The sequence below is a fragment of the Mesorhizobium sp. M0060 genome, assembly GCF_040323155.1.
Taxonomy (GTDB): Bacteria; Pseudomonadota; Alphaproteobacteria; order Rhizobiales; family Rhizobiaceae; genus Mesorhizobium.
The window spans coordinates 19,909-31,509 of record NZ_JAMYUP010000028.1; the positions used below are offsets into that span (position 1 = coordinate 19,909).

An 11,601-nucleotide genomic window follows, 5' to 3' on the forward strand; every position below is an offset into this window, starting at 1 on the left:
TGCGAAGGTCAGATCCAGCGCAGCGCCGGCGGGGACAGTTCGTCGGCCGAGCGGCCGGCCCAGTCATTTAGCGGGATCGTCGCCATGGCGCGCAGCTGCGCTTCGGCGAGACGGGCGGCGGCGGCGGCATGGTCGATGGTGAGCACCTTGCCGTCGCGCACCACCGGCCGGCCATCGACATAGACGTGGCGCACGGCGCGGTCGGACGCGGAAAAGACCAGCGACCGCAGCGGATCCCGGCACGGCTGCATGGCGGGAGCCGTGCAATCGACAAGCACGATGTCGGCCTTGCATCCGGGCGACAGGCGGCCAATGTCATCGCGGCCGAGCGCTTTGGCGCCGCCTACCGTGGAGGCCTCAAAGACGTCGGCAAGGCGCGCTTCCCGCGGATTGCCGGCCGTCAGCCGCGCCGCATAGATGGCAAGCCGCATCTCATCGAGCATGTTGTGCGGATAGACGTCGGTGCCGATGCCGATGTTGACGCCGGCCTCGCGATAGCGCCCAAGATGATTAAGCGAGATGCCGCGGCGCGCGAACACTGTTGGACAGTGGGCCACTGTCGCGCCGGCTTCCGCAAGCCGCTCCAGATCGCCGGTCCGCTCCCAATGCGTCCAGGGATGATGGTCGAGGAAGATGCCGTGGCCGATGATGGTGCGAGGGCCGAGGACGCCGAGCTCCGACATCCAGCCGATCGGCGTGAGGCCGTGGCGCCGCGTGATCTCCTGGAATTCGACGATCGACTGAGCGGCATGCGTCTGGAACGGCACCGAGCGCCGCTCGGCCTCGGCATAGGCGTCGCGCAACAGGCCTTCGCTGCAGGTGTCGATCTGCGCTGGAGTGACCATGCCCGTCAGACGGCCGCTCGGATGCCGTTCAGCCAGGTCGACCTCCTTCAGCGCGCGCTCGAAGGCCAGGCGACCTGCCGCTTCATCCCATTCGTATTCGACACGATGACCATCGCGGGTCAGCCAACGTCCGGAGCGGAACATCGGCGCCACGCAAACGCGGAGGCCGGATTCCGCGTGAATGTCGAGCCATCCTTCGCTGGGAACCGCCAGGTCGCAAAGCGTGGTAACGCCGGAGAGCAGCAGCTCGGAAAGCGCAACACCGTAACAGGCGCGCGCGCTGTCGGCATCGCGGTCGAGCACGGTGAGATATTCGTAGAGCGAGGAGTTGTAGAGTCGCGGGCTGCCGACCTCGTCCCACAGCCCCTTGTTCAGCGGCTCCTCGCCCGGATGCGAATGGATGTCCACCAGGCCCGGCATGACGAGATAGCGGCTGCCGTCGATCGTCTCGGCAGCGGGTCCGTCGTAGTTCGGTCCGACATGCAGGATGCCGTCCAGCGAGAAGGCAACGTCGACGTCGCGCATATAGACGTGGCACCCGGCCTCCTGGTCCCAGCCGACCACGGTGCGCGCCTGTTTGACATGCGTGATGGTTGCTCTCTCGGAGGGCAGTCGGTCGGTGGTCATCGGAGCTCCCATTGTTCTGTATATAGAACTGTATTCTTATTACGGGACACTGTGTTGCGTCGGACCTTTCCTGTCAAGATGATTCTTGGCCGGCTTCAGTCTTTTCGGCAGCGGGCGCGGCGACCGCGCGGGGCAAGGCGAGGACGCCGCCGAGAGCTATCGCGCCTGTCCCCGCAAGCATCAGCGCGTCGGGAGATTCGCCGAGCAGAACTGCTCCGGCGATCAGGGCAAAAGGGATGGCGCTGTAGCGATAGGGTGCGATCGCCGGCAGCGGCGCCGAGCGCACCGCCACGATCATCAGCAGGTTTCCCGCGGCGACCAGCCCCCCCAGCATGCCGATCAGCACCGCGCTCTCCAGATCGACCGCATGCCAGGTTTCGCCGGATAGCTGGGGGATGGAGATGACGGGAATGGCAAGGGTGGCGCAGGTGGCGACAACGAGCGAGGGAACGCGCTGTGCGCTGCCGCGCGTTATCACGTCGCGGGTGGTCAGGAGCACGATAGCGGCAATGCCGAAGAGAAAGTGCATGCCGACGCCCTCCGCCGAGGGGCGGGTGATCATGACGACCCCAAGCAGCCCGATGGCCAATGCCAGGCTCTGGCGGCGCGTCATCACGTCCCCGAACATCAGAACCCCGGCGACACTGGTCAGAATGGGCACGAGCTGAATCAGGGCGGTGATCGTTGCGACCGGCATGCCGACCAAAGCCATTACAAACATCACGCTTGCCATCGCATCGCATAAGGCGCGCAGCAGGACGGCTGGGCGAAGCGCCATCCAAAGCTGCCGGCCGATACCCAGTACCAAGCCGAGGGCGAGCAATATTGCGCCGCCGACGCAGCCGCGCAGCAGCATGACCTGGGCGGGGCCCAGCCGCTCCGCCAGGATCTTGATCGTCGCATCGTTGGCGGCGAACAGAGCCATGGCAAGACAGACCGTCACGATGCCGCGGGTCTGCGCCCCAGCGCGGATCATGCCGGTGACCTGGCCGCCATCCAATCGGCGAAGCGGCCGCAGGCCGCCCGCAAGTCGTTGGGATCGCGCGCGAAGCAAAGACGGAAAAAACCCTCGCCGCCCAAACCGAAAGCGGAGCCGGGGGCCAGACCGACGTCGGCCTCGCGGATCAGCGCGCTGGCGAAAGCGGTGGAATCGCTCACGCCGTCGACGCGGAAGAACAGGTAGAAAGCTCCGGGCGGCGCGAAGTCTATGCCCGGGAGTCGCGCCAACGCACCGGTGACGATGTCGCGGCCGGCACGCGCCCTTTCCATGAGCGCGGCGAGCGCGACCTCGCCCTGGTTCAGCGCCAGTGCCGCGGCGCGCTGCATGAAGACGGCGACACCGGAGGTGGCGTATTGGATCAGGTTTTCGACGGCAGGCCCGAGCGCTTCGGGCGCTTCGATCCAGCCGATCCGCCATCCGGTCATCGCCCAGTTCTTGGAAAACGTGTTGACGAACAGCACACGGTCGTCGGCAGCGACAACGCTGTGCAGCGAAGGCGTCGACCGCCGTGCGGGGTCATAGGTGAAGCGCGAATAGACCTCGTCCGCTATGATCCACAGGCCGTGGCGGCGGCAGAGATCGAGGATCGCGCCCAACTCGGCCTCGCTCGCCGTCCAGCCGGTCGGATTGGAAGGCGAGTTGAGGAACAGCGCCCGTGTGCGGGGCCCGATCGACCGTTCGATGTCGTAGAGATCCATGTGCCAACCGGTCGAGGCGAAATGCAGCGGCACTTGGCGCGCCACCACGCCCGCCACGCCGACGGCGGCGGCGAAGTTCGGCCAGGCCGGGGTCGGCACGATCACCTCGTCGCCTGCTCCCGCCGTGAGACGGATTGCGATCTGAATGGCCTGCATGCCGGATCCGGTCGCGAAGAACCGCTCGGCGCGGAATGGCGCGCCGAAGAGCCCGCCATAGAGCCTGTCGTGATAGGCGCCGAGCGCGCCGCGAAGCTCGGCCAGCCCCGCCTGTGGCATGTAGAAGGTCTCGCCACGAGCGAGCGCGGCGGCTGCGGCTTCGCACAGGAAGGCCGGCGTCGGCTGGTCGCCTTCGCCGACCCAGAGCGGAATGATGCCGCTGCGGCCGAAGCCATGGCGCATCACTTCGGCGATGCCGCTTGCCGGCGCCGCTGCCGCTTCAGCGCTCAGCCGCGCGCGCCAGTCGGCGGAGGAAAGTCCCGAGATCGACGTCATGCCCGGCTACCCGAAGTAAGTGGGATGTACCGCGCTCACCCGCCCGTCTGGACCTACGCCCCAGACGAGACGCCAGCGGTCGATGCAGGTGCAGGGGTGAGAAATTCCGAGCGAGACGATGTCGCCGACAGCGAGTTCCGTCGCTGGCGGCAGTGACATGAAAGCGTGCTGGTCGTTGAGCCTGTCGATCGTGCAGCCGGCGAGCGCCGCCGCGACGAGCCTGCCATCGCGGTGAAGCTGCAACGGCACCGGGAGACCCTGGTCGACAGGAGCGTCCCTCATGCCGAAGCCGAGGATCGCCAGGCCGGGCTCGGGTCGCGAAAGCACTTCCGCCCAGAGCTTCAAGGCGGGACGGAAGGAGCCGGAGGGGCCGTCGGGGTTTCGGCGCGTCATGGCCGCCATGGCGCGGGCATAGATACCGTGATCGTGAAAGAACAGGGCACCGCTTCTGAGGACGAGCCGCGCCGGCAAGAGATCGGCAATCACAGGTGCGAGATGCACCACCAGATGGAAATAGGCCGAGCCGCCCGCCGTTACGATCAGGGAGCGGGCTGGATCCATTCGGGCCCGGGCGTGGATTGCGGCATCGGCCAATCGATCGAGGAGCTCCGCAATCGAAGCCTCGACGGCCGGCGCGTCGAAACCCGGCAGTGCAGCAGCCCCTTCATAAGCAGCCACGCCTTCGAGATAGAGACCTTTCGTTCCGGACGTCCCGGCATTGAGCACGGCGTCGATCAGGGCCTGCGCGGCCTGTCGCGAACGCACGCCGCCCCGGCCCCTGCCGACCTCGACGGCGATGCCGAGCCGGGGAAGATCGGCGCGGTCGCGCCAGGCATCGGCCAGCGCCGCCAGACCTTCCGTCGAATCGACGAAGACCGTCAGCTCGGCCTTGGGATAGCGGGCCAGGAGGGTTGCGAGGCGCAGTGCAGCGCCACGGCCACCGATCTGATTGGCCAACATCACACGCGTAATGCCGTGCGAGAGCAGCACCGCCGCCTGCCTCGCATCGGCGACCGTCATGCCGTCGGCCCCCGCGGCCAGCAGGCGCAGTGCAAGCGACGGCGCCATCGATGTCTTCAGGTGCGGAAAGACACCGAGGCCATGCTTTACGGCAAAGCCGAAAAAAGCCTTGGCATTGCTGTCGAACACCGCCTCGTCGAGCGTGAGCAGCGGCAGGCTCATCTGCCCCGCTGCCGGATCGAGGCGCAGCGATACCAGCTCGGCCGCGGTGCCATCTTGCATAGCCGCGGGCATGCCGCGCAGATGGCCGCCGAGCGTCGCGCTGGTCATCGATCTATCCTTCGCCGGAGGGCGATCATTGATGGTCGTAAGGATTTCCGCGCGTCACGAAGGGAGCGATGACGACCTTGCCGGAAGCATCGGCCGAATAGCCGCGCACGCCCGCATAGGCGACGCCGTTGTCGTCCAGAAGCTTCTGAGCTTCCGCTTCCTTTCCGGCGGGCACATAGAGGAAGAAAATCCGCGTGCCATAATCCGGCAATTCGTCGCCGGCCGCCGATGCGGCCTTCCACAAACCGACCTTGGCGGAATCCAGCACCTCCTCGACATCGCCGATCTCGCGCGTCTTTCCCTTGGCGTCGATGACGACGATGTCAGGAAAATACTCACCGCCTTCGGCCGGCACCGACCGTTGGCGTGCCGGTGCATTGGTCAGCGTGACGTAGTCGGCGGGCCAGGTCTTTTGACCTGGAAACGGGAAGCGGTTGTTCGCGACGAACTGCACGACGTCGTCATGGCTGGGAACGGGCATTTTGTTGCTCCTGTCGTTGAAGGAAATCAGAGAATCGACCATTCGCGCCCGCGGGGCGTATCCACCCATTCGGGCCAGTTATAGCCGGTCGGCGCCTGGAAGTCGGACGGCAGCAGCGGCGCCACCCATCTGGAGCCGCCAATTCCGCCGCCGGTGCGCTCGCGGAACTCGGCTTGCGCGCGCCGGAGGATGGACGGATCGGTCATCAGGTCGAGGATCGTCGTCGAGATCACCTGCGCCGCCTTGCTCCACATCGGATCGATGCAATCCGGATCGCCGTTCATCGCGTGGCGCAGCCACTCGGGATAGCGGGCGCCCGAAGCCGGCGCCTTTAGCGTCGGCCGGGCCACGTAGAGGCGCACCGTCGGCGCATGCCAGGTGTAGTCGACATAGTCGTCGGCCGCGTAGTTGAACTGCCAGGCCGGAAGCTGGCCGCGGAAAGCCGCCTCGGCTTCGGCGGGCGGCGTGAGACGGGTCATGTTATCGATGAACGGTTCCGGCATCGCTTCATGGCCGAGATGCCGCTGGCCTTGCCTTGCGAACTCCTTGGCCTTCTCGCTCCACTGCGGCGCCCCCACGCGTTCGAAATTGCGGAACGTCGCCTCGGCCAGCGCATGGTTGGGCAATCCGGCGCGTGTCTTGGTGATCCAGGCCGAGCTTACCGAGCAGTGGGTCATGGCCGCTACATGCGCCGCGTTGCGATCGAGCACCGTGAAGGCGGCAGCGCACATTTCGAGGGTCGGCGCACGCATCGAATACTGGATCTGCGAATAGGCCGGAGCGAGATTGTCGGCGGCGGCCTGACCGGCGACAGGGATGAATTCATTCAGCGTCCAGGTGCCCGTGTGCGGCAGCATGGATTCCTTCATCAGCTTGGAATTGGTGTACATCAGGCAGACGGCGTCGATGGCGCCGGGAGCCCGCGCGGTGGCGTGCGCATGCGCGACGCTGCCGCCATGGCCCTCATTCTGCCAGGTCTCCGGCGCCTCGCATTCGAAGGTGTAGATCTTGCTCCAATAGGGTGCGCTGGTCGTGTCCCAGAAGACGCCGTTGGTCAGGGCGTTGAAGGAATGCGGGTGGAACGAGATAGCGGCATCGAGCCCGTCATAATAGCCGTGCGCCGCATGGACCGGCTTGGAGCCGCACATCTTTTCCGCCGGCTCGCCAAAGAATACGAGGGTGCCGGCCACGCCATGCGCTTCCATCGCATGCTTGGCGGCAAGGAAACCGGCGAATGAACCCAGGCCGAGGGCCGAGTGCGGGTCGGTGTGTCCCGCGGCGTGCTTTGTCGTGCCCGGGCGCGGCGCGCGGTAGGGCGCCGCCACCTGGGACTGACCCGGCACCGCATCATACTCCGCATAGCCCGCCACAACAGGCCCGCGCCCCTCGCCCGCCGGGTTCGTCCACCGCGCGCAGAAGGCGGTGGGCATTCCGGCCGAGCCCTGCTCCACGTCGAAGCCTTCCGCGCGCAGCCGGTCGACATACCATTGCGACGACCGGTACTCCCGCCACGAAGGTTCGTGGAAAGACCAGATCGTCTGGTGATCGCGCGACAGCGCCGCATGGGAGGATGCGAGAAAAGCGAGCGCCGATTTTTGGGGAATGGAGAGAGGTTCGACAGACATTGTGCACCGTGTTCAGCGCCGCGCTAATGTCGCGCAGCATAGCAATCCCCGACGCCGGAAGCGGAACATCCGGCGTTAGGCAAAACTGTCTTTTCAAGGGTGCAGGCGGAGCGGGGCTCGAACCTGACAGCTTGAAGCTATGCCAAGAGCCGGCGTCTCGCAATAGAAATTTTGGAGTTAAATCTAAAAATGGAGCAAGCTGCTAATTTTTTGCCTGTGTCAGGGACGTTGTGACGCCCGACAGGACGAGCCGCAAATGCGGCAGCCCGATTTCACGCATGGTTTCCACCTGCATCGCCGGCGACGTGACAAGCTTGGCGAGCGCCGCATTGCCGATCCCGATCAGGATGTCGCATAGCACCGAAATATCCACATCAGCGCGAATCCGCCCCTTCCTCTGATAGTCCGCGAGGATCGCTGAATACTGGCGTCGTATGATGAGGTCGAGCCGACGCGCCGTGCGGTGCGCGACGCCGTCCGTGTCCACAAATTGCGCTGACATCACCACCCGCCAGCATTCCGGAGTCAGATGACGCACGGCCTGATCCGCCAGCAGTTTCTCGAACTCTATGATGCCTTCCATCGGATCGTCCGGGATGTTGGCGATGAATTCGCGTCGCTCCGGCACCGCCGCCCGGATGTGGCGGAGCGCGATCTCCATCAGCAGGTTCGGCTTGTTCTTGAAATAATTGTAGACGGTGGCCGAGGCGACGGACGCCAGTTCGGCTATTTCCTCGATCTTGGTCTCTTCATAGCCCTGGTCGCGGAAAAGCGCGTCCGCCGCATCGAGCACCTGCTCTGTGCGTTTGATCTTGTGCTTTTCCCAAAGACCCTTTGCCATCTGCCGCCCTCCGTGAATCAAATCGTTCCATCCTTAAACCACGTTCGAGGGGCAATTATCTACCCTCAACTCAAATAATAGAGTTGACACTAAATTTACAGCGGGCAATATCAAGAGCGCCTAAACAACGCTTTTCAAACCCGTGAAGGCAGGCATGCTCAAGCTGATCGACAACCCTCCGGCATGGCCGAACGGAGCGCGCTGCGCCGTCTGCTTCGCCTTCGATTTCGATGCCGAAAGCCTGCTGCACCTCTATTATCCGGAGGATTCGCGCCGCCGCATCACGCTCTCGTCCACCTTGCGCTACGGTGCCAACGTCGCAGTGCCCCGATTGGTCCGGATATGGCAGCATTTCGGTATTCGCCAGACCGTGTATGTGCCGGGATGGTGCATCGAGACCTATCCGCGCGCCGTGGAAGCGCTGGTCGAAGCCGGACACGAGATCGGCCATCACGGCTGGCTGCATGAACGCGTCAACAGCCTGACGCCGTCCGACGAAGCCAAGGTCCTGCGGGCAGGCATCAAGGCGATCGAAGCCGTGACCGGCAAGCGTCCGGCCGGCTATCGCTGCCCCTCGGGCGCGTTCTCGCCGGATACACTCAATTTGCTCCTGGACGAAGGCTTTTCCTACGACGCTTCGCTTTCGGGAGACGACGTGCCCTACCTGATCGAAAGCGACCGCGGAGCCATGATCGAATTGCCGTCGGACCACGCGCTGGACGACTGGCCGCAATATATGAACAGCCGCGATTTCAACCATTTGTTGCCGATCCAGTCTCCGGAACAGGCGATGAAGGTTTTTCGCGCCGAGTTCGATGCCGCCTGGGAAAATGGCGGCCTGTGGTCGTCGGTCTGGCATCCTTTCGTATCGGGCCGCCCGGCGCGGGCGCAGGCCATGGTGGACCTATTGGAATACATGGTTGCGAAGGGCGGCGTCTGGTTTGCCACCATGGAAGAGATAGCGGCCCATAGCCGCGGCCTCATCGACCGGGGCGAGTGGTCGCCACGTCGCGAGCGCCTGCCGTTTTGGGAAAAGCCCGTGCCGCAGATCGCGCGTCCGGTCTTGTGACGCACGAAACTGTCAGCCGGTGCGGGTGCCGGCGCAACAGAGAGACAAGCCTCCCGCGTCGTTCAGAAAAAAGGGGAACCTATGCTGAAACATCTAATCGGACTCTCCGCCGTCATGCTGCTCTCGACGGCGGCAGGCTGGGCGCAGCAACTGCCGGAGCGCATCGCCCAGGCCGGCATCATCAAAGTCGGCATCGAGCGGGATCATCCCCCGATGGAATACGTCGATCCGGCATCGGGCGAGCTGGTCGGTTTTGACGTCGATCTGATAAACGCCATCGCCAAGGAGCTTGGCGTGAAGCTCGAATATGTCCATTCCCGCTTCGAGGGATTGACGCCCAACCTGCAATCGAAGCGCATCGACCTGATCATCAGCGGCATGTACGACACGCCTGCGAGGCGCGAAAACTTCGATTTTGTCGACTATCTCAATGCCGGCGCCGTGTTCTTCACACTGGACAAGAATACCGATATCCAGAAGCCACTTGACCTGTGCGGCAAGGTGGTGACGGCAAACCGCGGAACCTCGTATCCGGGCTCGGTCGAAAAATGGAGCACCGAGAACTGCATCCCTGCCGGCCTGCCGGCAATCCAGGTGATCACCGACACGGATATGGCGTCGGAATTCCTGTATCTCAATCAGGGACGGGCCGTTGGGTCGGTGCAGGGAACCGAGGCAATCCCGACGGTCCTAGCCAGCAAGGAAGGCCCCTTTCGCACGCTCAGCGGACCCTTTACCAATGTGAAGCTGGGTATCGGTTTTCGCAAGGAAGACCCGGAATTGCGCGACGCGGTGTTGGCGGCTGCCGAAAAGGTGTTCACCGGCGGCAAATATGCCGAGCTGATCGCGAAATGGAAGCTGGGCGCCAGCGCTATCGAAAAGCCCACGCTGAACGCAGGAGCGGCGCCGTAAGGCGCCTCCATCCCCGTGGTGCCAGGAAAGGGGCTTGCCTTGGAAAGTGTCGACATATCCGCGCTTCCGCACGCGCGACCTCATCACTATGGGCGCTGGTTCGGAGCGACGCTTCTTGTCGTCGCTCTGGGCTACATCGTATGGGCCTTCGCGGTCGGCAACATCGATTGGGCGACCGTCGGCGACTACATCTTCCATCCACGCGTGCTGCATGGTGTGGCGATGACCATCGTGCTGTCGGTGATTTCCATGGCGCTCGGTGTCCTGATCGGCACGGCTACGGCTATCGGGCGCACGTCGCACAATCCGGTCATCTCGATGGCCGCGGCTTTCTATACATGGCTGTTCCGGGGAGCGCCGATCCTCCTGCAGCTTCTCATCTGGTACAATCTCGCGTTGATCTTCCCGGTGATCGGAATCCCCGGCCTCTGGCAGGCTCCGACGGTGACGGTGATGACACCGTTCGTCGCGGCGCTGATCGCCTTCAGCCTGCACGAAGGCGCGTATACGTCGGAAGTGATCCGTTCGGGTCTCCTGTCGATAGATGCCGGTCAGCACGAAGCGGCAAAGTCGATCGGCATGGGCTACGCGCTGACGTTTCGCCGCATCGTGCTTCCGCAGGCGCTGCGCGTGGTTATACCGCCGCTCGGCAACGAATTCATCGGCCTCCTGAAAATGAGCGCGCTGGCCAGCGTGGTGGGTTTCCTGGAACTGACCGGCACGGCGCAGGACATCTACTACGTCAACACCAAGATCATGGAGATGCTGTTCGTCGCTACGATCTGGTATCTGGTGATCGTCTCCTTCTTCTCGATCCTGCAGATGTGGATCGAAGGGCGCGTGTCGCGGGGCTTCGTCAACGGAGGCAAACACTGATGGGCGTCGGCGAGCAACTTCCGATCGTGTGCGCGCGAGGCGTCGGCAAGCGATTTCAATCCTTCCATGCCCTCAGCGACGTGAACATGGACGTTCTGCCCGGCGAGGTCGTCTGCATCGTCGGCCCGTCGGGCTCGGGAAAGACGACATTCCTGCGCTGCATCAACCAGCTCGAGCGCATCGACGCAGGCTGCCTCTATCTCGACAACGAGTTGGTCGGCTACCGCGTGGAGGCCGGGGTCGTCCACAGGCTGAGCGAGCGAGAGATTGCCCGCCAGCGCCGCGCCACGGGCATGGTGTTCCAGCGTTTCAATCTGTTCCCCCACATGACCGCGCTGGAAAACGTGATCGAAGGGCCGGTGCAAGTCCTGGGCCATCCCAGGGCCCAGGCCATCGCCGAGGCCGAAGCTCTCCTGTCGCGGGTCGGCCTGGCGGCAAAGGCCGGGAGCTATCCCGCGCAGCTTTCCGGGGGACAGCAGCAGCGCGTGGCGATTGCCCGCGCGCTTGCGATGAAGCCGAAGCTGATGCTCTTCGACGAGCCGACTTCGGCGCTCGATGCGGAACTGGTCGGCGAAGTGCTGGCGGTCATGCGCAACCTGGCGAGCAGCGGGATGACGATGGTGATCGTCACCCACGAGTTGAACTTCGCCCGCGAGGTCGCCGACAAGCTGATCTTCATGGTCGAAGGCAAGGTCGTCGAAACCGGCACGCCGCGGCAAGTTCTGGACAATCCGGCTGAGCCCCGCACCCGCGCCTTCCTCTCCGCCGTCCTTTCGGGCAAGGCCGAGGCTGCGTAGCGACAGCGGCCGGAACGGTATCTCAGACGGTTCAAGAACAGGTATCCA

The 11,601-nt window shown here is 64.3% G+C and carries 11 protein-coding genes; 4 read left to right on the top strand and 7 right to left on the bottom strand.

Annotated elements, in window-relative coordinates:
• Positions 1–8: 8 nt before the first annotated feature.
• The 7 genes from NKJ94_RS23340 to NKJ94_RS23370 form a co-directional block, all read right to left on the bottom strand.
• A complete protein-coding gene (locus tag NKJ94_RS23340; RefSeq protein ID WP_352528246.1) occupies positions 9–1,472 on the bottom strand; it encodes an amidohydrolase family protein in 1,464 nt (487 codons plus the stop codon).
• Positions 1,473–1,545: 73 nt separating this feature from the next.
• The gene (locus NKJ94_RS23345) at positions 1,546–2,448 is read right to left on the bottom strand and encodes a DMT family transporter (RefSeq protein ID WP_352528248.1); all 903 of its coding nucleotides are present in this window, start codon (positions 2,446–2,448) and stop codon (positions 1,546–1,548) included.
• Positions 2,445–3,662 carry a pyridoxal phosphate-dependent aminotransferase gene (locus NKJ94_RS23350; protein ID WP_352528250.1) on the bottom strand — a complete coding sequence of 406 codons (1,218 nt, stop codon included), beginning with the start codon at positions 3,660–3,662 and terminating at the stop codon, positions 2,445–2,447. The genes NKJ94_RS23345 and NKJ94_RS23350 overlap by 4 nt, the downstream gene beginning before the upstream one ends.
• A gap of 6 nt (positions 3,663–3,668) precedes the next feature.
• The gene (locus NKJ94_RS23355) at positions 3,669–4,952 is read right to left on the bottom strand and encodes an alanine racemase (protein WP_352528252.1); all 1,284 of its coding nucleotides are present in this window, start codon (positions 4,950–4,952) and stop codon (positions 3,669–3,671) included.
• 25 nt (positions 4,953–4,977) lie between these two features.
• Positions 4,978–5,433, bottom strand: coding sequence for a hypothetical protein (locus tag NKJ94_RS23360; protein ID WP_352528254.1), 456 nt, complete (start codon positions 5,431–5,433; stop codon positions 4,978–4,980).
• A 26-nt stretch (positions 5,434–5,459) separates the two neighbouring features.
• Positions 5,460–7,058: a zinc-binding metallopeptidase family protein gene (locus NKJ94_RS23365; RefSeq protein ID WP_352528256.1), complete on the bottom strand. Its 1,599-nt coding sequence runs from the start codon at positions 7,056–7,058 to the stop codon at positions 5,460–5,462.
• A 202-nt stretch (positions 7,059–7,260) separates the two neighbouring features.
• Positions 7,261–7,851, bottom strand: coding sequence for a TetR/AcrR family transcriptional regulator (locus tag NKJ94_RS23370; RefSeq protein ID WP_352528258.1), 591 nt, complete (start codon positions 7,849–7,851; stop codon positions 7,261–7,263).
• 202 nt (positions 7,852–8,053) lie between these two features.
• On the opposite strand from NKJ94_RS23370, the gene NKJ94_RS23375 reads away from it, so the two are divergent.
• From NKJ94_RS23375 to NKJ94_RS23390, 4 genes are all read left to right on the top strand, one after another.
• Positions 8,054–8,968, top strand: a complete 915-nt coding sequence (locus NKJ94_RS23375) for a polysaccharide deacetylase family protein (protein ID WP_352528260.1) — start codon at positions 8,054–8,056, stop codon at positions 8,966–8,968.
• 81 nt (positions 8,969–9,049) lie between these two features.
• On the top strand, positions 9,050–9,880 hold the full coding sequence (locus NKJ94_RS23380; protein WP_352528262.1) for an ABC transporter substrate-binding protein: 831 nt from the start codon (positions 9,050–9,052) through the stop codon (positions 9,878–9,880).
• A gap of 39 nt (positions 9,881–9,919) precedes the next feature.
• Positions 9,920–10,756, top strand: a complete 837-nt coding sequence (locus NKJ94_RS23385) for an amino acid ABC transporter permease (protein WP_352528264.1) — start codon at positions 9,920–9,922, stop codon at positions 10,754–10,756.
• The gene (locus NKJ94_RS23390) at positions 10,756–11,553 is read left to right on the top strand and encodes an amino acid ABC transporter ATP-binding protein (protein ID WP_352528266.1); all 798 of its coding nucleotides are present in this window, start codon (positions 10,756–10,758) and stop codon (positions 11,551–11,553) included. Before NKJ94_RS23385 ends, NKJ94_RS23390 begins: the two co-directional genes overlap by 1 nt.
• The last annotated feature ends 48 nt before the right edge of the window (positions 11,554–11,601 follow it).

Excerpts from the sequence above, each read along its gene's own strand:
- NKJ94_RS23340 (WP_352528246.1), bottom strand. The coding sequence starts at position 1,472 with ATGACCACCGACCGACTGCCCTCCGAGAGAGCAACCATCACGCATGTC.
- NKJ94_RS23380 (WP_352528262.1), top strand. The coding sequence starts at position 9,050 with ATGCTGAAACATCTAATCGGACTCTCCGCCGTCATGCTGCTCTCGACG.
- NKJ94_RS23345 (WP_352528248.1), bottom strand. The coding sequence starts at position 2,448 with ATGATCCGCGCTGGGGCGCAGACCCGCGGCATCGTGACGGTCTGTCTT.
- NKJ94_RS23360 (WP_352528254.1), bottom strand. The coding sequence starts at position 5,433 with ATGCCCGTTCCCAGCCATGACGACGTCGTGCAGTTCGTCGCGAACAAC.
- NKJ94_RS23350 (WP_352528250.1), bottom strand. The coding sequence starts at position 3,662 with ATGACGTCGATCTCGGGACTTTCCTCCGCCGACTGGCGCGCGCGGCTG.
- NKJ94_RS23365 (WP_352528256.1), bottom strand. The coding sequence starts at position 7,058 with ATGTCTGTCGAACCTCTCTCCATTCCCCAAAAATCGGCGCTCGCTTTT.
- NKJ94_RS23375 (WP_352528260.1), top strand. The coding sequence starts at position 8,054 with ATGCTCAAGCTGATCGACAACCCTCCGGCATGGCCGAACGGAGCGCGC.
- NKJ94_RS23355 (WP_352528252.1), bottom strand. The coding sequence starts at position 4,952 with ATGACCAGCGCGACGCTCGGCGGCCATCTGCGCGGCATGCCCGCGGCT.
- NKJ94_RS23390 (WP_352528266.1), top strand. The coding sequence starts at position 10,756 with ATGGGCGTCGGCGAGCAACTTCCGATCGTGTGCGCGCGAGGCGTCGGC.